Origin of the sequence: Microbacterium schleiferi, assembly GCF_020781975.1 — a bacterium.
Taxonomy (GTDB): Bacteria; Actinomycetota; Actinomycetes; order Actinomycetales; family Microbacteriaceae; genus Microbacterium.
Genome location: NZ_JAJGNI010000004.1, coordinates 67,584 through 93,974, shown reverse-complemented (window position 1 = coordinate 93,974; position 26,391 = coordinate 67,584). Strand labels below are relative to the sequence as shown.

Genomic DNA, 26,391 nt, shown 5'->3' with positions numbered 1-26,391 from the left:
CAGACGTATGAAATGAGGAGTTCGAGCAAGGGCCCGATCGACCAAGTCGTAGTCGGCAACGAGCTGGCACAGCGTTCCCTCGAGTGACACGAAGGAAACGACTGGCGTTCTCCTCCGCTGTTGGGGACGTCGGGTCGGCTGAAATAATGGCCGGGACGATACGGTGGCGAGTCAGAGCGCCGTGATCCACCGCGCGATCTCGTCAGCGATCTCGTCGCTATTGTCTTCGACCATCAGCGAGTGGCCGTTCCCAGCGAGAAGAGGCAGTTCGGACGACCAGAAGGTGACGGCGGCGCCCTGATCGGTGAGCCAGGCCACGATGTCCTGATCCAGCTGCGAGGGGTGGTCGGTATCGGCTCCACCCGTGAAGACGAGAATCGGCTTGTTCGTGAACGCGTCGGTCGGCCCGATCCTCATTTGGCTCCCACCGATGTTCTGACGCTGATAAAGCATCCGGGCCGGGATCGGCCGAAGGGTGCGGCGGAACACCTCGATGCACTCGCGGGGGAACCGCCGGCTGGGTCCGATGGCCTTGTCGTTCACGAAGGCGCTTGTGGGTTCCCAGAAACCCATCTTCGGGATGGTCCAGTCGATGGCCGCTCCACGGATGGAGACCTCCTGGTCGGACTCCCTCACGATCTCGGGCACCGCCTGTATATTTCCAGGCGGGCCCGGAGCGACGGCTACGAGCCCGTCGATGAGATCGCCATGCGTCTCTAGGAGGCGGAAGCCAATCGGACCTGCCATCGAGTGCACGACCAGCACGACGTTCCGGCCGAGACCAGAGAGGAACACGCCCATCCCTCGGCACACGCTCTCATAGTCCAGCCGCGCAGACGCCGCACGATCATCGACGTGTTGGGCCGCCTCATAGGACAACCCCAGCCAGTCCACCACCAGCACACCGTAGCCATGCGATACGAATCGTGCCGCCCAGCCCTGTCGGCCGTCGGGCGTCTCGAGATAGTACTCGTTCGAGGCACCACCCCCGTGCACGAGGACGATCCACCGAGCAGGCGCACCCGACGGCGCCAGTTCGGTGTACGAGATCGGCGCGACGTCGTCTGGGCGTGAAATCGAATCCATAGCTTCCCCAGGCCTGTTAGGCAATGACGGCGTCGAGGGCCCGTGCGAGCCTCTCCGGATGCGTGAGCATCACCAAATGGCTTCCGTCGATCTCGATCGTGCGCGGACTATCAAGCCGCCCGGCCGCGGCCTGGTAGATCTCAGCGGGAACGGCCTGGTCCTGAGCGAGGAACACATAACTTGACGGGATGCTGCTCGCCCAGAACCGGTCGAGGCGGATCGGCTCATCGGACCAGCCTGCCGGCGCTGGGACGAGCCTCGGCTCGAGCGCGGCGAGCTGCTGCTGCTCGAACGGGGACATGTCCTGCATAGACGCGGCCCAGAGCTCAGGCGGCATGACGATGGTGTTGTCGTCGGACTGACTCGCAAGCGCCTTCGTCGCTGCGACCAACGGATCGGGGAGCACGTCGTTAATGGTCTCGCCGTCGCGCAGCACCCAGGCGTCGACGAAGACGACCCGGCCGATGCGCTCGGGCATCGCCTCAGCGACGAGTTGGATGAGCGGACCTCCGCCGCTATGACCGACGAGCACGATGTCGAGCTGGGTGAGCTCTCTTACCTGATCGATCAGATCGCGCGCCATCATGCTCATCGTGACGCCGGAGCGGTCCACGTCACCGTCTTCGAGACCGCGCAGCGTCGGCGCGATCACCTCGTGCCCCATTCTGCGCAATTCGTCGGCGACGCCGTCCCACACCCAGCCGCCTACCCATCCGCCGTGCACCAGTACGATCTGCATTGATCATCCTCTTCGCATATTTATCTGCTGAGCAGAACTTGTTCCTAACTAGAAGACACAATAGCTTGCGCGGCGCCAACAGTCCAGCATGGCTCGAGCTCTCTTCAGAACGCGCCGAACGACCCCTGCACCAGGTCGCAGGGGAAAGAGACGACGAGCCTTCAGGAGGTCAGGTCGGCCAGACGTACGGCTGCCTCATCGAGGAGTGCGACGAGGGTCTTCACCTTGCGGGGAGGCAAGCGGAACACCGGGGCAGATGCGTTGATCGCCAACCGCAGCCCGCTCGCCGAGGGAACGGCCACGGCCACCGAGGCCACGCCCTCCTCGCTCTCCTCCCGGTTCGTTGCATAGCCCTGCTTCGCGACAAGATCCAGTTGTGCGAGGAGCTCGGTCTTGGTACGGATCGACTGCGGAGTCACCTGTGAGAGTTGCTCGTCGGGGTAGAGACGGTCCAATTGTTCTCGCGGGAGCTGCGCCAGGAGAACCTTTCCCGTGGAGGTGCAATGGGCCGGCATCTCCTTGCCCAACCGTGAAGCGACTCGCACCGCCGTCGTCGGTTCCGCGACCGGGGTCGTGCCCGACGTGAACCAGATCCAGCTCAGCCCCGACATCGCCCGTACCGTTCCTCGACGCGCGCACGAGGTGCTCGGTATCGTGACCGAGAGCTGGAGCCCGCTCGGCCGCGGGCCCGAGCTGCGGGAGAACCCGACGATCGTGCAGATCGCGGCGGACGTCGGACGAACGGCGGCACAGGTGGTGCTCCGCTGGCACGTGCAGCAGGGCCTCGTGCCGGTGCCGAGATCGTCAGACCCCAAACGCCTGGTCGAGAACCTCTCGGTCTTCGACTTCCGCCTTAGCACCGACCAGATGGCCACGCTTGCGTCCCTCGACAACGGCGAAGCCGCCGCGCGGGACTCTGACCTGCCCGAGAACGGTCATTAGTCCACCAAGAACACCAAAATCGTCACCGATCTGGTAAATTCAGCGCGCTCTGGAGACGCAGCAGAACGCCTCGCGCGGCTCCTGGACATTCGACTACACGCAGGACCGGCTCTCCGCCATCATGCGCTGCACACACGACCGCTGCCTCGAGACCGCCGACGAATACGGCTCGCCAGGCTTGCCCGGTGGACTTCGGCGACTGCGCGAAGCAACTGACCGGCGGCGAAGGTGATGGCTCGAACGTAGGCGCGATCTGCCTTGCTCGCCTCACCTTCGGCTCGCTCGACAGCCGCGTCCAAACCATCGCGAAGTCGCGTGCACTGCAGATGGCGGCGAGGGAGAGAGTAAGTTCTGCAGTGTGCCCGATCGGGAACAGGGGGTGGGCTTTAGTACCCCTGCCCGAATTCGCGAAGTCTGGGCCACAGATCGCCGCCGACGACGCCGAAGACCCCTACGTCCGCCAGCATGCCGCCGAAGCCCTGCTTGAGATCAACGAAGACCGGAAAGTCAACGGCCGCTACCTCGCCGTCAAGACCCGACAGAACCTCGCCCGCCTCACCGACTTCGCCGAACACACCCGTCGGTTTCCCTGCCTCTTCCGCCTCGATCAACGCCACCTGTGCACCCCTATCAGCGGGAGCGAGGGTCTCGGGAAGCTTCTCAAGCCGACGGGCAACTCGCTCGGCAGTGCTTGCGAATCGGCGGTACGGACGACCCAACTGTTCGCTCGTGTTGGGGTCCTGGCCGTGCCCCATGAGACGGCGGAGCTGCTCCTCGCTGACCTCACCACCGGGTTCGACGGCGCCAGAAATGTACGCGAGACCCGATCCGAGCCATGAGCCCGGCGGCGTGCTGTTCAGTCGTTCAGCCGGTGGAGCCAGTAGCCGGGTTCGCGGCGCTCGTGGGCGTAGGCGAGGATCAGGATCGTGTCCGGCTCCACCGTGTAGACGATGCGGTACGGGTATCCGCGAACGGCCTTGCTGCGGATCACGGTGCCATCGTCAGCGGTCGTGAATGGTGGGGCGGCGTTCGGCCATTGGTCGAGGTCTTTCCGGGCTTGCCTTGCTCGGTCGATGAGCGCAAGGCCGATCCCTGGCTCCTGGTCTTCGTACCAGCGCACGGCGGCGTCGAACTCCGCGACGGCCTCGGGGTGCTCTCGCTGGGCCAAGGTCATGCGGTGAGCAAGGCGCGCAAACGCTCGTAGTGCTCGTCGGCATCCACCAGATCGACCGCACCCTCACGCACCTCGGCCAGTCGCCGGGTAGCCTCGGCACGCCAGGCTGCATCGACCTCGCTCTCGTCGTCTGCATCATGGAGGCTTTCGAGCAGGGCGTTAGCGACGACCGCGCGCTGATCGGCGTCGAGCGCGAGGCCGTCTCGGATCAGAGTTGCGGTGTCGGGTGTCATGTATTCAAGTGTACGTCGAACGGCCGACAATCGCGCTGGGCGTCTGTGGCTCGGGTTGCGGGGCTGCTGTGAACGTCACGCCGACGCGACGTGCTGCTGATGCTCATAGGCCGCGTGCTGGCCCGTCATGTCGCGGGTCGTTGCGCCGCGGGTCGCGTTCGGTCGGCTCGCGGAGTTGCCGTTCGCGTTCGGCGAGTGCTTGCTGCCTTGCTTCGTGCTCGGCGCGGGTGGTTTCGATCCGTGCGGCGGCGTCGCGGATCGGTAGCGCGCGGAGGTAGTCGGCCTCGGCTCGGAGCGCGGTGGCTTGCTGGTGCGCCTGTCCTGCTTGCTGTGCTGGGTTCGGCAGTCGCATCCCGACCCGGTGGCGCATCACCGCCTGCGGCCCGTACTCGCTGACCAGCAACGCCCGGCGTTCCTGCTCGTGCCGCTGCCGCAACTCGTCACGGTCGGCTCGCGCGGCCTCGACGTGCTGGGCGGCGTCGATCACGCGGGGATCGGCCTCGGCGCGACGCTCGGCCTGTCGTGCCGCCCACTCGGGCAGGGTGTCGGTGGTGCGGGGTGGTTCGCCCCATGTTTCGCGCACCCGTGCCCGAACCGTCCGGGTGTGCTCGCTCGTCTGGCGGTGCTCCGCGCGGGCCTTGCGCCTGCCGAGCCTGCCGACGGTGGCGAGTCGGCTGCTTGCGGCGGCCTCGCGCTCGACAGCATCGAGATAGGTGGTGCCGTCTGCCTCGGCCTGCACCGTCAACGGTTCCGCGATTTCGGCACGGATGCGCGCCGCCTCGTCCTCGGCGTGGCGGAGCACGTCGGCGTGCTCGTCGTCCTCGGTCTTGTGTGTTGCGCGCTGGGCGTCGAACCTGGCAGCGGTCTGCTCCCAGCGTTCCGCCGCACGTTCGGCTCGTTCGGCTTCGGCGGTGAGGCGGGCGAGTTCTTCGGTGATGAGCTGCACGGGGCCATCGCTGACGAGGCCTTGCACGGCGTCGATGGCTTGGGCGGTGGCGTGGTCGAGGCCACGGTCTGCCGGGTCGCGTTCCATCGCCTCAACGAACCGCGCCCGCGCATCCGCCATATCAGCGGCGACGACGTGGAGTTGGTTCTGTTGGCGGCCTCTCGTCATGCCGACGTAGACGCCTGCCGCGCTCGTCGCCTCCGACAAGGCCGTGTGGGAGGCATCGACGGTTGCGCCTTGGACGCCGTAGGCGGTCGCGGCATACGACAGGTGCGCCCACTCGCTCACGTACTCGGCGGGGAGGGCGACGGTGCGGCTGTGCTTGCCTCCGCCGCTGACTTCGCGGGCGTAGACGCTGCCCTCGTCGGTCACATGCTGCACGATCCATTGCTGCCGGTTTGCCACGCCGAGGTCGCTGCTGTTCTTCCGGGTCTGGATCAGGTCGCCAGCGCCGATGCTCAGCCCGTCGCTGCCGGTCGTCGTCATAGTGTCGTCGACCTCGCCGCGCTCGACCCGCCCGGCGCGGATGTGCTCGTTCAGCTCGGTGGCCTCGTCGTTGGTGGCGACGGTGATCGCTTCGCCGTCGTGGGCGTGGGCGGTGATGTGCTCGCGGGCCGCTTCCTCGTCGGCATGCAAGGTCACGAGGCCCATCGTGGCGAGTCGGTCGAACACGTCGCCGGGGTGCTCCCGGTCACGCATGACCAACGTCAACGCCGCATACTCGGCATCGGTGAACCTGTGGAGTTCGGTCATGTCGTAGGTACGGCCACGAATCTGGGCGGCCATGTCGAGCACCCCGCCGCGCCCGACCGCCGGGAGCTGCGCCCGGTCGCCCACGAACGCGACCGACGCGCCTGCCTCGGCGGTGACGGTCAGCAGAGCGAGGGCGGTGTCCTGGTCGAGCATCCCCGCTTCGTCCACGATCACCCGCTCACCCCGCGACAGCACGGCGTCGTTTGGTGGGCCGGTGTAGATGTTCCCGGTTGCAGGGTCGGTGTCGCCGGGTGCGAGGCGTGTCCATACGCCGTCCTCGTTCCACCGCCACCCATGCGCATACACGAGCGCCGCGACGGAGGTTGCGGGCACGCCGAGTTCTTCGTGGGCGACCTGCGCCGCACGCAACGTCGGCGCAACCACCCGCGAGGATCGCCCGTGCTCGGCTGCAACCTCGATGGCGACGCCGAGCATGGTGGTCTTGCCTGCGCCCGCCGCGCCCTCGACAATCACGAGCGGGTTGGTCGAGGCGACGGCAGCGGCGGCCACGGTCTGCCCGGTGTCGAGTCCGGCGGCTTGCGCAGCGTCGGTCACGTCGGGGTGCTTCGGCTCCCGTTCCGGCGTCGCGGCGGTGAGTTGGTCGCGGAGTGCGGTCTCGGCGGCGACGACGCCAAGGCTGGTGAGGTGGGCGACGTGCTCGGGTTGCACCATGCCCGGCGGCAGCACCGAGAAACAATCCGAGGCGGCGAGTCCGGTGGCGAGGTCGATGAACTCGCGCAACTCCGCCGGGGTCGCTTGCACGCCTGCCTCGGTGGTGATGCGGGTGACGTGCTCTCGCACGGTGTGCGGTGTCCAGGTCGATGCAGCCGCCGCGCAGCGATCCAGCGCACGACTGGCGACCTGTTGCACGCTGAGGTCATCCAGCGATGCCGGCGCAACGGTGTCGGGGTGCTGCAAGCTCTCGGGGTGGTAGCCGGCGTCTCGGAGTTCCTGCTGCCACCACTGCTCGTTCTTCAAGTCCGCCGGTTTCTTGCCGGGCCGCTGGAACGCCCACGCCGCGTCCTGCATCCGAGCGGTCAACACCGGGCCGGGCGTCTCGCCGGGATGCTTCGCTTGCCACTCGGCCTCCATGCGTTCCAGGTTGCGTCTGATCTGCGCCGACCGCTTCGACATGACGGCGTTGAACGGCTCCAACTCCACAACCTCACCGCTTACGGGGTCGAGGGTCAGGCCATGCTCGGAGAGCGTGGCGGCGAGCTGGGGGTGCGCGGCGATCACCGCCGTACCGAGAGCACGGATCGCGCCCTGCTGCTGGAACAACGCCGCCGTGGTCAGCGCCCGCCACTTCCCGCCCGCCCACACCCTCGTGCCAATCTGGAAATGGATATGCCGGTGCGGATCACCCGCACGACTCGTCTTGTGCGTGATCGCGACGGTCTGCATGTGCTCGACCGGCAGCACCTCCTGCGCGCCGCGCGGCCCCGCCAACGTGACCGAATGCTGACCAAGGAAGTGCTGAATCTCCCGCGCCGCATCCCGCTGCGTCGCGTCCAACGCCTCGGACACGTCCGGGTGGAGTGCGGCGGCGACCGACAGGCTCTTCGGCGCGTTGATCGTCATCTCCGCGAACAACGGCGACCCCCGACGCACCTTGCCCGGCTTGCGCGGGGTACCCATCGACTCCCCGGTGTCCGGGTTCACCCAATCGACCCAGGCTTCGTACTCATCCGCCGACAGCGACCGAGCAGCGGTGACCTCGCCGGTCGCGTCGATCACGGCGTACTCGGCCACGGCCTGGTCTGCGCCGAGGTAGTACTCGTCAGCGCGGGAGCGGTCGGCCTCGACATAGGCGCGCGCGGCAGCACCGCTGCCGTGGAACAGCTTCACTCCACCCTTCACTCTGGCCTCCCTCACGAGTCGTCTCGTGAGAGAGGTGCGCACTACGGCCCCGCCGTAAAATACGTGCCTCACTGAGATAGGGGGCAGATGACTGATGGAGCCGAGCGTCAGCGCGAGAGCGTCGCACAGAGTGTCGCTGGCAAGAGTTGGCGTCACAAAGTTCGAGGGAACTTTCGGAGTTCGGTTCGATGAAGTGACTAGTCTTCTCGGCGAACTTCGTGACCTGATTACTGCCCGATGAGTCTTCGGGCAGCGGTGACGACGGAGGCACGGCGGCGTGCGTGTTCGGCGTCGCTCTCGGCTCCGGTGATCATGCGGGCGACCTGCGGTACCGCTGACCACCATCCGGCGAGTGAGAGCACGAGGAACATCAGGTGGTCGGCGTCGAGGTCGCTCGTTACTGTGCCCTTGGCCTGTCCGTCGGTCATGGCGGCGACTTTGTATCCGTAGTATTCGCGCCGCTCGGCCTCGTCGGGTACTTCGGTGTCGAAGACGAGCCCTTCCCAGCGCATGAGCCTGCCGAGTTCGGGGTGCTCGCGGTGGTAGTCGTAGACGCGCCCGGCGTAGTCGCCCACGTCCTCGGTTGCGAATGATTCGACGGGCACGTCGCGGGCTACCTTCGCCAGTTCCTCGCGCAGTACGGTGGCGAAAAGTCTGTCCTTGCCCCCGAAGTGCGTGTAGACGCGCTCCTTGTTCACCCCGGCGGCCTTGGCGATGCGCTCGATGGTCGTGCCGTGCGGCCCGTGCGCGGCGAACTCGGCCACCGCCGCGTCGAGGATGCGGCGCTTCCTGCCCTCAACATCCCAGCCCATCGTTCCCACCTCCCGTCTCGTGCGGTAAACCCAACGCTCACGTTGCGTCTTCGCGGTTAGCCTACTACAGTCAAATCCAACGGAAACGTTGGATTTGGAGTGGTGGTGTCTGCGAACTCGACGGAACAGATAGCGGGAGCAGGCGAGGCGCGCGAGCACCCGGCAGGGAACGGCGTGGTCGTGCTGCTCGTGGTCACGGCGCTGCTGGTGCTCACGCAGTTGTACGCGGCAATCCCGCTGATCGCCCCGATCGGTGCGGAACTCGGCTCTGATGTGACGTTCGCGCTCTCGACGGTGTTCAGCGTGTGCTATGCGGTCGGGTTCCTGATCTGGGGGCCGTTGGCCGATCAGTACGGGCGGAAGCGGATCATGCTCATCGGCCTGGTGTATCTCACCGTCGCGACCATCGCCTGCGGCTTCGCCTCCACGGTGCCGATGCTTGCTGCGCTGCGCGGGGTGCAGGGGGTGATGGCGTCGAGTTTCGCGCCGGTTGCGCTCGCGTATCTGGCCGAAGCGACCCCGCTGAAGCGTCGGGCAACGGCGATCGGGGCCATGTCGACGGCATTCCTCGTTGCCGGGATCGCAGGCCAAGTACTCGCCTCCGCGCTCAGCCTGACGTTGGGCTGGCAGTGGGTGTTCATCCTCTCCGGCATCATGCTCGGCCTCGGCATGATCGGCGTCGCCGTGCTCGTCACCGAGCCGCACAGTCGCAGAGACGATGCGAGCCTGGTGCGTCGCTTCGCCGTAGTCGGGAGGGTCGCCACACGCCCCTCGGTGCTGCTACTGAGCCTCGCGCACCTAACGCTGCTGTTGTCGTTCGTCGGCATGTACACCGGCCTCGGCCCGCACCTGACCGACCTCTGCCTGGACTCATCGCAGGTGATCTGGCTCCGCCTCGTCGGGCTGCCGGGCATGTTCGCCTCCCTCTTCGCGGGCGCTATTGCGAAGCGTCTCGGCGGCGCGGGGGTTGCACGTGCCGGGTTCGCCCTCGCCGCGATTGGGCTGCTGATCGAAGCCGCACTCTCGGCATCCCTCGCGGGCACGGCGCTGGCGAGTCTCGTGTGAGTCACTGGGGTCGCGCTCGCGGTGCCCGCGATGATCACCCTGTTCGGCGAGACCGCCGCCCCGAACCGGGCCGGTGGGATGGCGCTCAACGGATTCGTGCTGTTCCTCGGTGCCAGCGTCGGCCCACTCACTGCCTACCTGGGCTTGGACTTCCCGATCCTGCTCGTCAGTCTCGCCGCGCTCATGGTGCTCGCCGTCGCCAGCCTCACCGGGTTCGCCCGACTCACCCGCACGCCCGCTTCGGAGGTACCTGTATGACTCGCATCCTGATTCTCGGCGCGACCGGGCGCACCGGAGCCGCCATCCTCGCTCATCTCCCCGCAGGCATCGAGGCGACCGCTGCGCTGCGCGATCCGGCAGACACCACGCGGCTCGCCAAGACTGCTGCATCGCTGACCTCCACGGTCGTGAACATCGCTGAGAACGCCAGTCTCACGCAAGCAATGCACGGCATCGACGTCGTCATGAACGCGATCCGACTGCGTGAGGACATCGCCCCGACCGAACTCGTGGCCGTACATGATCGACTCATCGAGGCAAGCACCAAGGCCAACGGCGCTCCGGCCCGGATCGTCACGGTCGGCGGAGCAGGAGCACTCCGACTCCCTGGAGACAGACGGTTCTGGCAAGACCCCCGGTTCCCAGAACCCACACTGCCGCGCGGGAGAGCACACGCCATGCTGCGCGACCACCTCGAAGCGGGCAACGCAGGATCAGAATGGGCGTATCTGATCCCGCCGCCCGTCTACGAACCGGAGGGGCCGACGACAGCACGCTGGGAACGAGTCTCCCCTTCCACAGACGAGACTGCGTTCACCCGACAAGCGATCAGTTATGCCGACTTCGGAGCGGCAGTCGCGGAGACTTCCACCAAGGACGACACTCGCACGCAACTCATCGCATGGCCCAGTGAACTGACAGAAAAGCACCCGATGAGTGGATAGGCGCATCTCCCCGCCGTTGTCGGCTCGGACACGGACGACGCATCGACCTGTGGGCCTGGCGGCGTACAACGTTGTCCGGCTCGTTGTGATCCGTGACGGCACGGCCATCGTGTTCAGCGAGTTCGGACAGCAACCCGTCAGCTTTGGCGACGCGGTGCTGCTGGGGCCGAGCGTGCTGTTCGGCGTCGAACCCGAGGGGCGGGTCACCTATACGACGGTCTACATCGACACCGACATGGCGCTGGATCAGTTCTTCTGGCAACACTCCGCGATCTTGCACGACCGCCTCGACGCCCACGACTTCGCGGGAAAGGTGTACACCGAACCTGCCCAGGTACTGCACCTGGGCCGGGATCGAGCCGGGCGGTTGTTGCCGTGGCTGGACGAGCTGGTAGCCCTCACCGTCGAGGGCAAGTACCTGGAACGGTTCCATCGGATGCAGGCGCTCTGGTTCCTCATCACCGATGTGATCGCGCCGTGCATCCGCGTCTCGACGGTGCGGCTGACCCGGCTGCAACGTGCCCGCGCTCGCCCGTTCTCCGCTCGAAGTCGGGTGCCTGAACCGTTGCGTCGTGAGGCGATGCTGGTGCGCGACGCGCTGCACAGCCGGATCACGCACCCGTGGACGCTCGCGGAACTGGCAGCCCTGGTGCGGCTCTCTCCGAAGCACCTGGTGCGCGTGTTCACGGACACGTTCGGGAAGACCCCGACCGCCTACCTGGTGATGCTCCGCGTGCAAGAGATGGCGCGGCTCCTACGCGAGACGAACATCACCGTCACCGCCACCGGGCAGCGGGTGGGGTGGCGGAGCCGGTCGCGCGCGGTAGAAGCATCCACAGCGCACACCGGAGTGACACCGAGCCGCTACCGAGACATGCGCCCGCTCATGACCGACCTCCCATGACCGAGCCGGTCGCGCTGCCCGGCAAAGTGCCGGAGTGACCGGGAAACGCCCGGCCTGCTCGTCTCCTGCTTCGCCGCGACCGCCGGTGCTTGGTAGGCCGGTTCTTCCCCCTGGTTGCTCGGGGGTGGTCAGAGAAGGGAGGTCGTCATGTCGCTGCTACTCGAACGCCCGGCGACCACGCCGACCGGTCATGAGCCTACAAGGACGCCGCAGTCGCCGCACCCCGCGATAGTGCAGCCGGTCGAGCCGTGGAGTTGCGTCTATGTCACCAGCATCCGTCACCGTCGCATATTGGCGGCGACCGCCTATGACTGTGTGCGCTTCGTGGTCGTGCGCGACGGCTCGATCATCCTCACCGATGCCGATGCCGATGCCGATGCGGGCGGGTCGGCGTCGGTGGGTGATGTGGTGCTGGTCGCCCCGAACGTCGAGTTCGGGTACGAACCCGAGGGCACCGTCACGGTGAGGACAGTGGCAGTGGATACCGATTACTGGTCGAGCAGTTGTTCTGGCAGCACCTCGACGTGCTCGCGGACGGCGAAGCCGCACGCGACCTCGCAACTCACCTGTATCCCGATCCGGTGCAGGTGCTGCGCGTCGGAGAATCGCAGGCCGAACGGCTCGGGCCGATCCTCGATGAACTCGCCACACTCACCGGCGAAGACCAATCGCCGCGCGGCTACTTCCGTGCGTATGCGCTGCTGTTCACGGTGCTCGCCGCCATCGCGCCGCTGGTTCGTCACGCGCCGGTGGAGGTGCCGCCGCTGACCTCTCGGCAGCGGGCCGTGCGGGTCGCGCCTCCCCGGTGGCGGGAGTTCAAGCCGGTGCGCCGCGAGATTATGCGCACGGCGGCGCTCATGCAGAGCAACATCGCCAGGCAGTGGCCGCTCACCGAACTGGACGCGCACGCCTGCCTGTCGCCGAGTCAGCTCAATCGGGTGTTCAAGGACTCGTTCGGGGTGACGCCGCCGGTGTACCTGTCGATCCTGCGCGTACAGGAGATGGCGCGCCTGATCCGCGAAACCGATCTGCTCATCGGCACGATCACCGAACGGGTCGGCTGGTGCCACCACTGCGGGCAAGCCTCGCGCATCTTCCGCCGCTACATGGGCGTGACCCCCATCGAGTACCGGCGCTACGGCCCACCGTCCGCGAGCCGGGCGGGGCCGGGCGTCGGCATCGCCACCGCACGCGCCGACGACTCCCGTGGGAACGGGTGCGCACCTACCTACTGACACCTGCCCACACGACCGGAGGAACCCGACGATGAGCACCGCCACCACGCGACCGCGATACGCTCCGGCGCGCCTGCATGTCGGGGTGGGGGTGACGGTTCCGGCAAATTGCCGGAACCGTGCGACCAGGGCTTTTACTCCCGGCCGGGGTGGTTCCGTCGAATCGGCGGCACCACACTCGCGGGGCGACGGTCGGGGAAAATTTCCCACACCGTCCAGCCTGCGACCTCGGCCCGCTGTGCTGCTCGTTGTGGTTCTCGTGACGGTGGTGGCAAATTGGCACCACCGTCCGACCAGGAGTTTCGCCGTTGCCCCCGCGAACCAAGCCGCATCCGCTGCGACCTCACCGCGACCGTTCACGGTGGTGTCGAATCGCCACCACCGTCGGACCTGCGCTTTCGCTCCGCTCGGCTGGCCGTCACGGGCGCGAACGGTGCCGCAAAATTTGCGGCACCGTTGAGCCGGTTCACGAGGGTACCGAATCGGCACCCCCGTGACATACCCCGTTTGGGGTCGGTCGCAGGTAGCTCCCTGTGGATAAGTCTGCATATAGTACCTCAACTCGATGCCAGGTACTAGATGTACCCGGCCATGAGGTTGGTGGCGTTTCCGGTCTTGTGAAAGGGGAGAACCTCCGGGCTTAGTGGAGATGTCTGACGTCTTCACGAACTCGGAGGTTCTCGTGTCCCACCGTAATGCCCGCTTGACCGTGCACGGCAGGCTGCTCATCGTCCATCGTGCCGGTGCCGGGTGGAAGCAGGCGCATATCGCCGCGGCAATGGGCGTGTCCCGACGCTGCGTGAAGCGGTGGCTGGACCGCTACCGCGCCGAGGGTGAAGCCGGTCTCTACGATCGCTCCTCGCGGCCTCACCACGTCGCCAACCGCACCCCCGATGCCAGGGCCGCGGCGGTGGTCGCGATCCGGAAGAAGGAACGAGTCGGCCGTGACGAGGTCGCGGCCCGCACCGGGGTGCCGGCGCGGACGGTGTCGCGCATCATCGCCCGGTCCGGGCTGCCTCGTCTGGTCGATCTGGACCCGATGACCGGGGAGCGGATCCGCGCGTCGAAGACCACAGCGGTCCGCTATGAACGCGAGCAGCCCGGCGAGCTGGTGCACATGGACGTGAAGAAGCTCGGTCGCATCCCCGACGGCGGCGGGTGGAAGGCGCACGGCAGAGCGATGGGCTCCACAGCCGCCCGGAAACAGACCGTCGTCGGCTACGACTACGTGCACTCCGTCGTCGACGACCACTCCCGGCTCGCATACTCCGAGGTCCTCCCCGACGAGAAGGGCCCGACCTGCGCCGCGTTCCTCGAACGCGCCATCGGCTACTTCGCCGCGCACGGCATCCCCCGCATCGAGCGGCTGATCACCGACAACGCCTGGGCCTACCGATGGTCGCTGCGCGGCGTCTGCGGCGCGCACGGCATCCGGCAGAAGTTCATCAAACCGCACTGCCCGTGGCAGAACGGCAAGGTGGAGAGGTTCAACCGGACCCTGCAAACCGAATGGGCCTACCGGCAACCGTTCACCTCGAACGACGACCGCACCGCAGCACTTGACCCCTGGCTCGAGCACTACAACACTGGACGACGCCACTCAGCCCTCGGAGGCAACCCCCCGATCAGCCGACTGCAACCAACGTCCTGACCCCGTACAACTAGATGTTGTGGTTTGCCTGTCGTACCTGTCTACATGGATACCTCGACGCAGACCACCACAACCACGCCCGAACCAGCCTCGACCGATGCCCCCGAACCACTCGGCGCACGCCTCGCGCGGGAGAGCCGCGCAGCGCAGGGCCTGCCTCCGGTCATCGCTGACCCACGGGTGCGTGAGCAACTGCAAGCCCTCTGCGGCCTGCCGAAGGCGCGGGGGCGTTAGGCGCGCCAGACGAACTCGACCCGATGTGCGAGAATCCCCGCCCGGTACACCTCACGGCGGGCATGAAACGCTTCGACGGTCTCATTGCGCCGCCTCGCCGGTGTCGCGCCGTTCATCCCCCTGGGCAGGGCGTGAACGAGGACGGCTTCAAGGACGAGACTGGCGGCCTGGTGCTGCCACATCGGGGTACGGTCGGCCCACTCCTGTGCGACGGTCGTCATATCAATCGACGGGCCAGTGTGCTCCGGCACCGTGGCGGCGTACTCGCGGCGGGTGCGTTCGATGCGTTCGGCGATCCGTGAGCGTTGCCGCACCCACATCGACTTGTCGATCAACCCGTCGTAGTAGTCATCATCGAGCCGGGCGAGGCGTTCCCGGTCGGCATCGAGCGTCGCGGCAAGCCCCACTCGTGCGGCCTGATCCGCGCCCGGAGACTGGCGCTTGGCGGGGTTGAGGGTGACCTGCTCGAACGTCGCGAGCACGGCTTCCTCCACGAGTTTGGTGAGGTCGCCGGAACGGATCGAGCGGTTGCACCCGCCCGGCACCTGTTGCACACACTGATACACCTGGCCGCGATGCAGCATGGCGCGTCCGCAGGTCGAGCAGCGGATCAGACCCGAGAACGGATACAGCCGTTTCGCCGCCCCACTGCCGGGCTGATGGAAGTTTCGGGCCTGCTTGCGGGCATCGAGCACATCGGAGACCTGCTGCCAGGTGTCCTCGTCCAAGATCGCGGGCCACGCGGCGGTCGTCTGCATCAGGGAGGTTTTCGACCGGGTGCCGTCCGGCAACAACGGTCGATACTCCCGTACCCCCTTGATCGAGGGGTTGCGCAGCACCAGTTTGAGTGTCCGATCCGACCACCGGCACCCGTGCGTCGTACGGATACCCCGCCGGTTCCAGTCGGTGAGAATCCGGTACAACGTCTCTCCGGCCAGCACCCGCCGCGCGGCTTCCCGCACCAACTCGGCAGCCTCGGGGTCGATCACGAGCGTGTGGTTCTCGGCGCGGTAGCCGAACGGCACCTGCCCACCATGCCAAGTGCCCTCGATGGCCTGCTGCTTCGCCGCCCGAGCGACACGGCGGGCGGTGTCGGCTGAGGACTTGTTCGCCATCGCGACCAGCACCCGCGCCATCGCCACATCAGAATCCGTATCCAACCTCAGCGAGCCGGTCACGGAGCGGACGCTGAAGCCGTTGAGTACCTTGGCGTCGATCAGGTCTTCCAAGTCTCTCGGGTCGCGCACCGCCCGATCCAGGTCGTAGGCGATCATCACCCCGGCGCGCTGCTCGCTGAGGTGCTTCAACATCGCGCGGAACTCCGGGCGCACCACGCGCCGCACCCGCTCACCCGTCGGGAGTGTGATCGTGCGCTGCTTGAACGCCGACGTGTCGTTCTCCCGGTACACCTGGGCGACTTCCCACCCGTGCGCTGCCGCATACGCCCGGCAGTCAGCTTCCTGCCGGTCAACACCGCGCTCGGTGCCCTCGGGATCATCACTGATCCGCACATACACCACCGCCCGCAACGACGGCGACGCCTGCGCCGTCGCCTGGTCGTTCGGCTCATTGCCTGCGGTTCGTTCCTGCTGATCGTGGCTCATCTCAGCCACCGCCTTCCTAGCTCTCATCGAGAGGTAGGTGCGTTTACAGAACCTCGGCTACTCGTGCACGACGACTCGGGCGAACCGCGCAAGATCATCATCTTCACCGAGCACAAGGACACCCTTGACTACCTGCGGCAGAAGATCACGACGCAGCTGGGTCGCCCGGAGTCGGTCATCACGATTCACGGCGGCACGCGCCGCGAAGACCGCAAGGCGGCGCGCGAGCAGTTCACCTACGACCGCAACACCGTCGTGCTCCTGGCGACGGATGCCGCGGGCGAAGGCCTCAACCTGCAGCGGGCGCACCTCATGGTCAATTACGACCTGCCGTGGAACCCGAACCGGATCGAGCAGCGTTTCGGCCGCATCCACCGCATCGGCCAGCGGGAAGTGTGCCACTTGTGGAACATGGTCGCGAAGGACACACGCGAGGGGGACGTGTTCACGCGGTTGCTGTCGAAGATCGACCAGATGTCGATCGCGTACAACGGCAACCTGTTCAACGTTCTCGGCGACGCGGATGCTTTCCAGGAGAAGTCGCTCCGTGAACTGCTGATCGAGGCGATCCGGTACGGCGACGAGCCGGAACGCAAGGCCGAGCTCGACCGAGTCATCGACGCGAGCGTCGCCCACGGGCTCGACACCATGGTCGCTGAACGAGCCTTGCACCCCGAGATGTACTCCTCGCTCAATCTCGAAGAGATCCGTGAGCGGATGGAGAAGGCCCGCGAGCGACGCCTGCAGCCCGGATACATCGCGGCGTTCTTCCTCCCCGCCTTCGAACGCCTCGGTGGCCGTATCCGTCGGCGCGAGAAGGGCCGATACGAGATCACGCGGATACCACAGCGCGTCATCGACACGGCACGCCGACTCAACCGGTGGGCACCTGTGCCGGAGCGGTACGAACGAGCCACGTTCGAGACTGCACACGTTCGCCCCGAGAATCAGACACAGGCGGCACTTCTCGCCCCCGGCCACCCGCTCCTCCAAGCGGTCATCGAACTCACGATCGAAGACCTCGGGCCCGTGCTCAAACGAGGAACCGTGTTCGTCGATCGCCGTGAACAGCAATCCGAGCACACTGCACTGCTGTATGCCGTCGAGCAGCGCATCCAGAACGCCACCACCGATGCCGACACCGTGTCGCACCACTTCGACTACCCCGTCCTCGACACCACGGGGGCTGTCACGCTCGCTGCTGCGCCGCCCTACCTCGACTACGACGCACCACACGCGGGTGAGGCTGCGGCAATCGCCGAGGTCCTCGCGGACGAGTGGGCAAACAGCGACCATGAACGCTCTATCCGGACGTGGGCGTATCGAGACGGACTCGCACCTCGCATGGACGAACTCGCCGCGCGGATAGCCGTGGATGTCGACCGCACCCGCGTGCAGGTCAAGGAACGCCTCCTGGCCGAGATCAACCATTGGGACCGCGAGCACAATCGCCTCGAAGCGCTCGAACGCTCCGGCACCATAGGCCGCCTCCGCGCCGACGCCGCGCTCCAGCGAGCCCGCCAGCTCGACGAACGACTCGACAAGCGGCTCCGCGCCCTCGACGAGAGCACGCAACTCGTCGCACTTCCCGCCGTTGTCCGCGGGTCAGCACTCGTCGTGCCGAGCAAACGACTGTCGCCTGGCGACGAGGATGCCGCGCCTCAGACCTTCGCGCGCAACACCGAGCTCGTCGAACGCCGAGCCGTCGAAGCCGTTCTCGCTACCGAACGCGCACTCGGCCGCACGCCCCACGAGATGCCCAGGAACAATCCCGGATACGACATCCAGTCCTTCGATCCCGACGGGCGCATTCACTACATCGAGGTGAAGGGGCGGATCGAGGGGTCCGACACCTTCACCATCACGACGAACGAGGTCACGTTCGCGCAGACGCAGGGCGACCGTCACCGACTCGCCCTCGTCCTCGTGTCGCCGGACGGCGAGAAGCGGGACCGACTTCGCTATGTCATGGACGCGTTTACCCACATTGAGCCGTCCGCGACAACACGGTCGTACAACGAGGAATGGCACGACTACTGGGATCGCGGAGGCCCACCGCGATGACAGATTCAGGCGACACGACTAACGGACCCACGAGAGATGCATCAGTGAACGCAGCACCCAAGAAGAAGCTCATCGAGACGTCTCTGCCGCTCGAAGCCATCAACTTCGCCGCCGCTCGTGAGAAAAAGTCGATCCGCAAAGGGCTACCTCTGATGGTGCACCTTTACTGGGCGCGCCGCCCTATTTCGGTCGCACGCGCCGTTCTCTTCGCCCAGCTGGTCGACGACCCTGCGTCTCGTCCGGAAGAGTTCCCCACAGTCGATGCGCAGGACGCGGAGCGTGCACGACTGCATCGACTGCTCGAGCGGCTGATCATCTGGGAGAACAGCAATGATGATGCGCTTCTTGCCCAGGCGAGAGCGGAAATCCGCAAGAGCAACGATGGCAAGCTACCCTCCGTCCTGGACCCGTTCGCCGGCGGTGGGGCCATTCCACTCGAAGCGCAGCGGCTGGGGCTCGAAGCGCACGCGAGCGACCTAAACCCCGTCGCGGTCCTCATCAACAAGGCGCTCATCGAGATTCCGCCGACCTTCGCCGGCCGACCACCTGTCCATCCAGGCGCTGCTGGGACCCGCAATGCGTGGGGCCGCTCCGAGGGATTGGCGGAGGATGTTCGCGCGTACGGCAACTGGATGCGAGACCAAGCCGAGCGGACCATCGGGCATCTTTACCCCAAGGTCACCGGACCAGACGGTACGCAGCACACTGTCATTGCCTGGATCTGGGCCCGCACCGTCAATAGCCCGAATCCGGCAAACCCAATCGAGGTTCCGTTGGTTCGCTCCTGGTGGCTGAACAAGAAGAAGGGTAGCGAGGCGTGGATCGAAGCCCGGGTTGTCGGCAGAAAGATCCACTACGAGGTGCACAATGACGCCAACGGCCCGAAGGGTGATGACGACGGCACCATCAAGCACGGGAAAGGCGCCCGCTCGGTTGCTGATGGCACACCCTTCACGTATGACTACGTCCGCGAAGCGGGGAAGCGGGGCGAGCTTGGAGCACACCTCATAGCCGTAGTGGCGGAGGGCGCGCGCGGCCGACTCTACCTATCGCCCACTGCAGAGCAGGCCGCGGCCGCGGCGGTCGATCGTCCGGATTCATCTATCGATGCCGACGTACCAACGAACCCCCGTTGGTTTTCGCCACCGGCCTATGGATTGACGAAGTTCTCCGACCTCTTCACCAATAGGCAGCTCGTTGCGCTGACCACGCTGAGTGATCTCGTCGCGGACGCCCGCGAGAAGGTCCGCGACGACGCGCTTGCCGCGGGTCTCCCGAAGGGCGACCGACTCGAGAATGGAGGGACTGGCGCGGAGGCTTATGCAGATGCCGTCGCAACGTATCTCGCGCTGGCGGTCAGCCGAGAAACCAACGCCTCGTCATCAAGTTGCGGCTGGGACAGCAGTCTCCAGAAGATCCGAAACGTGTTCTCTCGTCAGGCCATTCCCATGGCGTGGGACTACGCAGAGGCGAATGTGTTTTCGACATGGTCTGGAGGGTTCATAACCCAGATCGATGGAATGGCCGACGCCATCGACCGTCTCCCGGCGGGACGTCGAAGCACCGCACGTCAGGCGGATGCCTCGACACGTGACTACTCGGGCGCCGTCATCTCCACCGACCCGCCCTACTACGACAACATCGGTTACTCGGACCTATCGGACTTCTTTTACGTCTGGCTGCGACGATCTCTTTCAACGATCCACTCGAAGACGGTTGGGACTATGCTCACTCCGAAGTTCGAGGAGCTTGTCGCTAATCCGTACCGACATGATGGCAAAGCAGGAGCGGAGAAGTTCTTCATCGAGGGCTTCAACTCGGTCTTTGCCCGAGTCCGCGAGGGCGCAGACCCGAATGTCCCGCTGACTGTCTATTACGCGTACAAGCAACAGGAGGCCAACGCCGAGGGGACCTCCTCTACCGGCTGGCACACGCTACTGGACGGTCTCATTGACTCTGGGTGGGAGATAACCGCGACGTGGCCCATGCGAACCGAGATGAGCGGAAGGCTAATCGGTTCAAATGCCAACGCCCTGGCCTCTTCGATTGTCCTGGCTTGTCGCCCCCGCCCGAGCGATGCGCCTACGACGACCCGACGAGCGTTCGTGGCCGCACTGAAGGCGGAGCTCCCAGAGGCGCTACGCACGTTGATGCAGGGCGCGATTGCACCCGTCGATCTCGCGCAGGCGGCAATTGGACCCGGCATATCCGTGTTCTCCCGGTACTCGCGGGTGCGGGAGGCGGATGGCTCCGACATGAGTGTGAAGGACGCACTCCTGCTCGTAAACGCCACGCTGGACGAAGTAATCGGCGAGCAAGAGTCGGACTTCGATCCCGACACTCGGTTCGCAGTCAAGTGGTATCGCCAATACGGCTGGACCCAGGAGAACTCCGGCATTGCTGACCAGCTTGCGCGCTCTTCCGATACGTCGATCGGAGCGCTTGAGCGCGGGGGCATCTTCGAGGCAAAGGGCGGGAAGGCGCGACTTCTCTCGCCGACCCAGCTTGAAGGCGCATGGGACGTGAGCGCCGACGAGCGCGTCAGCGTGTGGGAGGCGACGGTTCGCCTTGCGGCGGTGATGGCAAAGCACGGAGCCGATCAGGTCGCTTCCCTGCTTCCTTCAGTTCAGACGCGGGTGAATCTCGACGCGGTGAAGGAGTTGGGATTCCTGCTATTCCACGAGGCCGAGAAGAAGCGCGACACCAAAGACGCGATTCTCTTCAACGGGCTGGTGAGTGCGTGGGGTGACGTGAACGAGCAGGCGCGAAAGCACGCCGGTACGCCGCGGGCCGTTCAGCAGGCGTTCGACTTCGATGAGGATGGGGACTGAGCTCGATGGCGATGAACAACCGTGATCGCGTGGGAAAGGCCTTCGACCTGTTGTCGGAGGGTCTGCTCGATTCCGTCGATGAAGTGATGACCGCAGCCTACGGTACGTCGGATTGGCCTGCCGCGTGGGCACAAGAAGACGCGCAGCGCCGGGGTGGACTAGCCCGAACGCTGACTAAGCATGATGTGCAGGTGCAGCTTCGCGCGATCACCGAGCAGGGCTACCGGTTCAAGGACGTGCTGTCGCGTGCGCAGCAGGGTTTCGGCTCAGAGCTCCGCGAGACGCGAAATCTGTGGGCGCACAACGAGCCGTTCAGTTCTGATGACGCGGCGCGCGCGCTCGACACGATCGAGCGACTGCTTCATGCCGTTGGAGCGGTGGACTCGGCCGAGGACGTCCGTAAGCTCCGGGTCGACCTACAGCGCACGGTCTTCGAGGATCAGACGCGTAAGCAGGTCAAGCGGACGGCAGTGACGCTCGACCCGGGTTCGGGGTTGCGGCCGTGGCGCGAGGTTATCCGCCCGCACGATGATGTGGCACGCGGCGAGTTCACGGCATCCGAGTTCGCTGCCGACCTGCATCTCGTGCGAACCGGTCAGGCGACGAGCCCCGAGTATGGCGACCCGGTCGAGTTCTTTACCCGCACCTACCTCACAGAGGGTCTGCGGGATCTGCTGTCGCGCGCGCTCCGACGCGTGGGCGGCGGGGACGGCAACGCGAGTCCGGTCGTCAACCTGCAGACCAACTTCGGTGGTGGCAAGACGCACTCGATGCTCGCTCTCTACCACCTCTTCAGCGGCACCCCCGCAAAGGACTTCCCGCAGGAGCTGCAGGAGCTCATCGCCGAGACCGGAAACCCGGATCTTGCGGCGCTGGGCGTGAAGCGCGTCGCGCTCGTCGGCACGTACTTGAAGGCGGGATCACCTCTCATTAAGGACGACGGGACCGAGGTGCGCACGCTCTGGGGCGAGCTCGCGTGGCAGCTCGGCGGCCGCGCGGCGTACGACCTCATCGCAGACGATGACCGTGCTGGGACGAACCCCGGTGAAGCGCTGCGGACGCTGATCGCGAAGTACTCGCCGGCGCTGATCCTGATCGACGAGTGGGTCGCGTACGCCCGGCAGCTCGTCACGGACAAGGAGCTTCCGTCAGGCTCGTTCGAGACACAGTTCACGTTCGCGCAGTCGTTGACGGAGGTCGTGCGGTCAGTGCCCGGCGCGATGCTCGTCGTCTCGATCCCGGCATCTGATACCGGTGATGCGGGTAGCGGTAGCGACATCGAGATCGGTGGCGCCAACGGCCAGCTTGCGCTGGAGCGCCTGCAGAACGTGATCCGCCGGGTCGCCGACCAGTGGCGACCGTCGAGCAAGGACGAGTCGTTCGAGATCGTCCGCCGCCGGATCTTCCAGGCGCCGAACGCTGAGGGCTTGACCACGATCTCCGCCGTAGCTCGCAGCTTCGTCACTCTTTATCGGAGCAACACCGCCTTATTCCCCCGGGATGCCGCGGCACCGAGTGACGACTACGAGCAGCGCATTCGCGCGTCGTACCCGCTGCACCCCGAGCTGCTGGATCGCCTCTACGAGGACTGGTCAACGTTGGAACGGTTCCAGCGCACCCGCGGCGTGCTCAAGCTCGTGTCGTCCATCGTGCACGAGCTGTGGGCTTCGAACGACACGTCCCCGCTGATCCTCCCCGGCAACGTGCCGCTGGAAGCGACGACGGTCAACACCGACCTCACTCAGTATCTCGAGGACCAGTGGAAGCCGATCATCGACTCGGACATCGACGGTCCGGGGTCGATGGCGCAACAGATCGACCTCGACCGCCCCAATCTGGGCCAGCGGTTCGTGACGCAGCGGATCGCGCGAACGATCTTCATGGGAGCTGCCCCGAGGATCAAGGCGTCGCGGAAAGGCTTGGATAAGCAGTACGTCTGGCTCGGAACCGCGGCGCCCGGTGACACGCTCGGCAACTTCGGCAGTGCGATCGAGCTGCTCGCGCAGCGGTCGACGTACTTCTACGAGGAACAGGGCCACTATTGGTTCGACACTCAGCCGTCGGTGACGAAGACTGCGAACGACTATGCCGAGCGACTCCGCGAAGACGTCGAGACCGTGTGGAACGAGATCACCGAGCGACTTCGCAGCGAGGAACGTGCGCGCGGTGTCTTCGATCGAGTTCACGTCGCGCCGGCATCCAGCGCCGACATCCCCGACCTCGAAGACGCGCGCCTGGTGATCGTCCACCCGCGCCACTCGCGGCGGAAGTCCGACGGTGCCAACTCCTCAGCCCACCAGTGGGTGCGCGAGGCGATCGAGACCAAGGGCGCCAGCCAGCGCGTGCACCGCAACACTCTCGTGTTCCTGGTGGCCGATAAGAGCGAGCTGGAGAGCCTGGAGGCCGCTGCTCGCAGCTATCTCGCGTGGAAGCGCGTGCAGGCGACCAGCGAGAGCCTCAACCTGTCGGTACAGCAGCGCAAGCAGACCGACGACTGGGTCACGCGCCTGGATCGGACCGTCTCGGATCGAATCCGCGACACCTTCGTGTGGGCGGTCTACCCCGAGCAGTTCGACGCCACCAAGCCGTTCGAGCTGATCACCGACAAGGTGCCGGACTCGAGCGGCCGCTCGCTTGCCGAGCGCGTCGCCGCAAAGCTGTCCCGCGACGATCAGCTTGTGACCGAGCTGGGTGCGCCGATCCTCGGAGCGACCCTCCATCAGGAGCTTGGGCAGCTGTGGCGCGACAAGGGCGAGATCAGCGTTGGCGAGTTGTGGGGCTACTTCACGCGCTACGTCTACCTGCCGCGCCTCGTCAAGAGGGAGACGCTCGACTCCGCGATCGAACGCTCGCTCAACTCGGTCCTCGTCGACGGCGAGAAGTTCGCGATCGCGTCAGCGAAGGACACTGAGGCCAGTCGCTACCGCGGACTGATCGTGCCGCCTGCGCAGAACGCCGCGCTCCAGGTGACCGACAGCACGCTCCTCGTGGACTGGAACAAGGCCGACGAACAGGCCTCTGCAGATCGTGCCGCCGCCGCTCGAGAAGCCGCCCGGCGCGCAGCAGAGGACGGCGCCGCCGAGGTCGGCCCGGTGGACGTCGTCTTGATCGATGACGAAGCAGACGAGGAGGGATCGAACGAAGAGAGCTCCGCGCCGCGACGCCCGAGCCGCTACTTCGGCTCCGTGAAGGTCGACCCCGACCGGTACTCGCGCGACATCGGAAACGTGACTCGCGAAATCATCGACCGCCTCGCCGGCGCCGGCGCCAAGCTCGAGATCACCATCGACATCCAGGCCAGCAAGAGCGACGGATTCGACGAAGGCGAAGTGCGCACGATCTCCGAGAACGCGCGCGTTCTCAAGTTCGACCCGAGCTCCGGTTTCGAGAACTGACCAGAGTCTGGACACGATCAATGACCCGATTCCTCGTGTCGGCGGTAGCGCCGAATGGTGGCAGTATCGACCGTCAGCAGGTTGACGCGGGCAGTGAGCGGGAAGCTGCAGATCAGTTCCTCGCCATCCACACCTGGGACCCTCCGCTCAAGGTGACGTCCATCAGTCGAATGCCGACTGATGGTGACAAGTTCCCCGACTCGGTCACCATCAGACGAGCTGGCGTCTTTGGGATCGACTCGGTTGGCTCTGAGCACGAATTCATCGAGATCTCGGACTGGTCGCACCCAGTCCAGTACTTCGTCGGGCGAAATGGCAGCGGAAAGTCAAAGGCCGCTCGCGCGATCGCCTTGGCCACAGGCGAGCGGATCCTGACAACCGATCGCCTGGTCGGGTTGATGAACGTTGTTAACCACGGCTGGGGTTCAACACCCACCGAGTACCGCGGCGTCCCAATCGGCGAGGAAGAACGCCGACAGATCCTCGAGATGGCAAGGCTCGCTGGTCTCGCGACCACTGAGCTCTATGCGCTTCGTGAGGAGCCAGAGGTCCTGCTACGCGTTGCAGCTTTCACCCGTCGCGCTCTCGGGCGATCCATCGAACTGCGCGAAACAGCCGGATTCCTAGACCCGTACGTGCGCATGGGATCAGTCGAGTACTCGTTGCTTCGAGACGAGGGTCACGGTCTTCGCGAGCTGGTGGTCCTCCTCGCCGCGGTCTATCGAGATGACTGGCGGTTGCTTGTTGTCGATGAGGCGGAACTCCACCTGCACCCCTCCATGGCCAGGCTGTGGCTCGCCGAGCTGAACAGAGAATGCGAGCAGTCGGGACGATCCGCGATCGTAGTCACACACGAGCCGAGCTTCTTGCGGCCACGACTCGCCAGCGACTTGGCGTCGATTTGGGTCTTCGGCGCCGGATCGCCGCCGCGCCGGATGAGCGAGAGCGTCTTGGATGTGCAAGCGGACCGCGTGGAGGCTTCGCTCGCACAGAATCCACAACTGGTAAGCGACATCGTGTTCTCGCCCCGACCTGTTCTGCTCGAGGGTGTGACGGATGTCGCCGCGATGTCTACAACTCTTACACGCGTCGCGTCGGCGGAAGTGGTCGCGCAGACAGATCTCGTCGACTGCGGCGGGAGCGGCGGTGTGGCGTTATGGCTGGAGATCTGCACGAAGCTGGGCTTGGACGTACGCGCGGTGTGTGATCTTGACGCGCTGTTCGACCCCGAGATGCAGCGCACCCTCGACTCACTGCCGGGGCTCTCAAGTGCAATCACGGAGACGTTCGCCGAGAGCCCCGGTCGGATCTCAACGGTGCTGCGTCCCCTAATCCGCAAAGCGGATGAGGCTAAGGTTCCGAGCGATCCCGCATCGAGGGGAGCTTGGTTGGCCGGTCTCGATGACGAGTCGACTGCGGAGGGCATCCGAAAGGCGCGGCTCCTCACTTTGCTTGCGGACCACGGGGTGTGGGCGCATCCGCAAGGCACGTTGGAGCAGGTTCTAGCTATCGATCGCAAGGGCGTCGCTGAGGCACGTGCCGCAGCCTCGGTGACCTGTGACCTCGACCCCGCCGCGGTGTGGTCCGCCTACGAGCTTGACCTCCATGGCGACGTTGAAACGCTTCTCGCAGTGGCCGTGGAAAGAGTCGCGCACTCGATCATGGAAGCCCTCAGAGAGGACCCATCGGCCCAGTTTGGTTCGCCGGTCGGAACATCCGCGCAGGCTGACGCGCGCCTCGTCAAGGTCCTTCCGGTTGGCGAAGGCGTGCACAGGCTGGAAGTGATTGCGCCGGCTGCCTTCGCAGGGTGGTGGCTCGAGTTCTCACGGGAGAGCAGAGCGACCGACTTGAACCTCCAAGCACCAGCCTGACCGGCGCTTGGATGTCTCTTGAGACATCCGACTTGCGCATAAACGCCG

At 65.8% G+C, this 26,391-nt stretch carries 22 protein-coding genes; 12 read left to right on the top strand and 10 right to left on the bottom strand.

The genetic code is table 11. The annotated features are described in order from the left end of the window. Nucleotides 1-171: 171 nt before the first annotated feature. The 3 genes from LL236_RS06090 to LL236_RS06080 form a co-directional block, all read right to left on the bottom strand. Nucleotides 172-1,086, bottom strand: coding sequence for an alpha/beta fold hydrolase (locus LL236_RS06090; RefSeq protein ID WP_005054941.1), 915 nt, complete (start codon nt 1,084-1,086; stop codon nt 172-174). Between the two features lie 16 nt (nt 1,087-1,102). Continuing rightward, entirely contained in the window at nt 1,103-1,825 is a 723-nt protein-coding gene (locus LL236_RS06085) for an alpha/beta fold hydrolase (RefSeq protein ID WP_005054944.1), read from the bottom strand. 161 nt (nt 1,826-1,986) lie between these two features. Beyond that, complete coding sequence (locus LL236_RS06080; protein WP_229382131.1) at nt 1,987-2,340, bottom strand: IclR family transcriptional regulator; 354 nt, start codon at nt 2,338-2,340, stop codon at nt 1,987-1,989. Here LL236_RS06080 and LL236_RS06075 point away from each other — a divergent pair. Both LL236_RS06075 and LL236_RS14990 read left to right on the top strand, forming a co-directional pair. After that, nucleotides 2,318-2,767: an aldo/keto reductase gene (locus LL236_RS06075; protein WP_024476682.1), complete on the top strand. Its 450-nt coding sequence runs from the start codon at nt 2,318-2,320 to the stop codon at nt 2,765-2,767. The two genes, LL236_RS06080 and LL236_RS06075, sit on opposite strands and share 23 nt — an antisense overlap. A gap of 37 nt (nt 2,768-2,804) precedes the next feature. Beyond that, nucleotides 2,805-2,999, top strand: a complete 195-nt coding sequence (locus LL236_RS14990; protein ID WP_120298671.1) for a hypothetical protein — start codon at nt 2,805-2,807, stop codon at nt 2,997-2,999. 154 nt (nt 3,000-3,153) lie between these two features. Here the strand turns inward: LL236_RS14990 and LL236_RS06070 are convergent, their stop codons facing one another. The 5 genes from LL236_RS06070 to LL236_RS06050 form a co-directional block, all read right to left on the bottom strand. Continuing rightward, nucleotides 3,154-3,579, bottom strand: a complete 426-nt coding sequence (locus tag LL236_RS06070) for a hypothetical protein (RefSeq protein ID WP_231734932.1) — start codon at nt 3,577-3,579, stop codon at nt 3,154-3,156. 44 nt (nt 3,580-3,623) lie between these two features. After that, a complete protein-coding gene (locus LL236_RS06065) occupies nt 3,624-3,941 on the bottom strand; it encodes a type II toxin-antitoxin system RelE/ParE family toxin (RefSeq protein WP_024476684.1) in 318 nt (105 codons plus the stop codon). Continuing rightward, nucleotides 3,938-4,174, bottom strand: a complete 237-nt coding sequence (locus LL236_RS06060; RefSeq protein ID WP_024476685.1) for an addiction module protein — start codon at nt 4,172-4,174, stop codon at nt 3,938-3,940. The genes LL236_RS06065 and LL236_RS06060 overlap by 4 nt, the downstream gene beginning before the upstream one ends. A 103-nt stretch (nt 4,175-4,277) precedes the next feature. Continuing rightward, nucleotides 4,278-7,733: a MobF family relaxase gene (mobF, locus tag LL236_RS06055; RefSeq protein WP_024476686.1), complete on the bottom strand. Its 3,456-nt coding sequence runs from the start codon at nt 7,731-7,733 to the stop codon at nt 4,278-4,280. Nucleotides 7,734-7,960: 227 nt separating this feature from the next. Next, on the bottom strand, nt 7,961-8,545 hold the full coding sequence (locus tag LL236_RS06050) for a TetR family transcriptional regulator (RefSeq protein ID WP_024476687.1): 585 nt from the start codon (nt 8,543-8,545) through the stop codon (nt 7,961-7,963). Between the two features lie 105 nt (nt 8,546-8,650). Here LL236_RS06050 and LL236_RS06045 point away from each other — a divergent pair, with 105 nt between their 5' ends. Genes LL236_RS06045 through LL236_RS06030 form a run of 4 tightly spaced genes read left to right on the top strand, consistent with a single transcriptional unit; the run spans nt 8,651 to nt 11,458 of the window. Further along, nucleotides 8,651-9,610: an MFS transporter gene (locus LL236_RS06045; protein WP_199732620.1), complete on the top strand. Its 960-nt coding sequence runs from the start codon at nt 8,651-8,653 to the stop codon at nt 9,608-9,610. A 30-nt stretch (nt 9,611-9,640) separates the two neighbouring features. Next, nucleotides 9,641-9,868: a hypothetical protein gene (locus LL236_RS06040; RefSeq protein ID WP_197425747.1), complete on the top strand. Its 228-nt coding sequence runs from the start codon at nt 9,641-9,643 to the stop codon at nt 9,866-9,868. Further along, a complete protein-coding gene (locus LL236_RS06035; protein ID WP_024476688.1) occupies nt 9,865-10,554 on the top strand; it encodes an NAD(P)-dependent oxidoreductase in 690 nt (229 codons plus the stop codon). Before LL236_RS06040 ends, LL236_RS06035 begins: the two co-directional genes overlap by 4 nt. Before the next feature lie 49 nt (nt 10,555-10,603). Then, complete coding sequence (locus LL236_RS06030; RefSeq protein WP_024476689.1) at nt 10,604-11,458, top strand: helix-turn-helix transcriptional regulator; 855 nt, start codon at nt 10,604-10,606, stop codon at nt 11,456-11,458. Between the two features lie 305 nt (nt 11,459-11,763). Here LL236_RS06030 and LL236_RS06025 read toward each other — a convergent pair whose 3' ends face one another. Further along, a complete protein-coding gene (locus LL236_RS06025; RefSeq protein ID WP_228177895.1) occupies nt 11,764-11,919 on the bottom strand; it encodes a hypothetical protein in 156 nt (51 codons plus the stop codon). A gap of 120 nt (nt 11,920-12,039) precedes the next feature. Between LL236_RS06025 and LL236_RS06020 the strand changes: the two genes are divergently transcribed. Then, on the top strand, nt 12,040-12,693 hold the full coding sequence (locus LL236_RS06020) for a helix-turn-helix transcriptional regulator (RefSeq protein WP_175987534.1): 654 nt from the start codon (nt 12,040-12,042) through the stop codon (nt 12,691-12,693). Between the two features lie 682 nt (nt 12,694-13,375). Further along, the gene (locus LL236_RS06015) at nt 13,376-14,344 is read left to right on the top strand and encodes an IS481 family transposase (protein WP_101852925.1); all 969 of its coding nucleotides are present in this window, start codon (nt 13,376-13,378) and stop codon (nt 14,342-14,344) included. A gap of 230 nt (nt 14,345-14,574) precedes the next feature. Here LL236_RS06015 and LL236_RS06010 read toward each other — a convergent pair whose 3' ends face one another. Continuing rightward, on the bottom strand, nt 14,575-16,182 hold the full coding sequence (locus LL236_RS06010; RefSeq protein WP_228177894.1) for a recombinase family protein: 1,608 nt from the start codon (nt 16,180-16,182) through the stop codon (nt 14,575-14,577). Nucleotides 16,183-16,245: 63 nt separating this feature from the next. Between LL236_RS06010 and LL236_RS06005 the strand changes: the two genes are divergently transcribed. From LL236_RS06005 to LL236_RS15125, 4 genes are read left to right on the top strand one after another with little or no spacing between them, the layout of a single operon-like run. Next, entirely contained in the window at nt 16,246-18,246 is a 2,001-nt protein-coding gene (locus LL236_RS06005; protein ID WP_195694482.1) for a helicase-related protein, read from the top strand. 44 nt (nt 18,247-18,290) lie between these two features. Beyond that, nucleotides 18,291-21,077, top strand: a complete 2,787-nt coding sequence (locus tag LL236_RS06000) for a DUF1156 domain-containing protein (protein ID WP_228177893.1) — start codon at nt 18,291-18,293, stop codon at nt 21,075-21,077. Nucleotides 21,078-21,082: 5 nt separating this feature from the next. After that, a complete protein-coding gene (locus LL236_RS05995) occupies nt 21,083-24,472 on the top strand; it encodes a DUF499 domain-containing protein (protein WP_195692263.1) in 3,390 nt (1,129 codons plus the stop codon). A 20-nt stretch (nt 24,473-24,492) separates the two neighbouring features. Continuing rightward, a complete protein-coding gene (locus LL236_RS15125) occupies nt 24,493-26,343 on the top strand; it encodes an ATP-dependent nuclease (RefSeq protein WP_267189608.1) in 1,851 nt (616 codons plus the stop codon). The last annotated feature ends 48 nt before the right edge of the window (nt 26,344-26,391 follow it).

What these genes read in the sequence shown, in the direction of transcription:
- LL236_RS06090 (WP_005054941.1), bottom strand. Translation starts at nt 1,086, where the DNA reads ATGGATTCGATTTCACGCCCAGACGACGTCGCGCCGATCTCGTACACC.
- LL236_RS06085 (WP_005054944.1), bottom strand. Translation starts at nt 1,825, where the DNA reads ATGCAGATCGTACTGGTGCACGGCGGATGGGTAGGCGGCTGGGTGTGG.
- LL236_RS06080 (WP_229382131.1), bottom strand. Translation starts at nt 2,340, where the DNA reads ATGCCGGCCCATTGCACCTCCACGGGAAAGGTTCTCCTGGCGCAGCTC.
- LL236_RS06065 (WP_024476684.1), bottom strand. Translation starts at nt 3,941, where the DNA reads ATGACCTTGGCCCAGCGAGAGCACCCCGAGGCCGTCGCGGAGTTCGAC.
- LL236_RS06060 (WP_024476685.1), bottom strand. Translation starts at nt 4,174, where the DNA reads ATGACACCCGACACCGCAACTCTGATCCGAGACGGCCTCGCGCTCGAC.
- LL236_RS06050 (WP_024476687.1), bottom strand. Translation starts at nt 8,545, where the DNA reads ATGGGCTGGGATGTTGAGGGCAGGAAGCGCCGCATCCTCGACGCGGCG.
- LL236_RS06040 (WP_197425747.1), top strand. Translation starts at nt 9,641, where the DNA reads ATGATCACCCTGTTCGGCGAGACCGCCGCCCCGAACCGGGCCGGTGGG.
- LL236_RS06035 (WP_024476688.1), top strand. Translation starts at nt 9,865, where the DNA reads ATGACTCGCATCCTGATTCTCGGCGCGACCGGGCGCACCGGAGCCGCC.
- LL236_RS06010 (WP_228177894.1), bottom strand. Translation starts at nt 16,182, where the DNA reads ATGAGCCACGATCAGCAGGAACGAACCGCAGGCAATGAGCCGAACGAC.
- LL236_RS05995 (WP_195692263.1), top strand. Translation starts at nt 21,083, where the DNA reads ATGGCGATGAACAACCGTGATCGCGTGGGAAAGGCCTTCGACCTGTTG.
- LL236_RS15125 (WP_267189608.1), top strand. Translation starts at nt 24,493, where the DNA reads ATGACCCGATTCCTCGTGTCGGCGGTAGCGCCGAATGGTGGCAGTATC.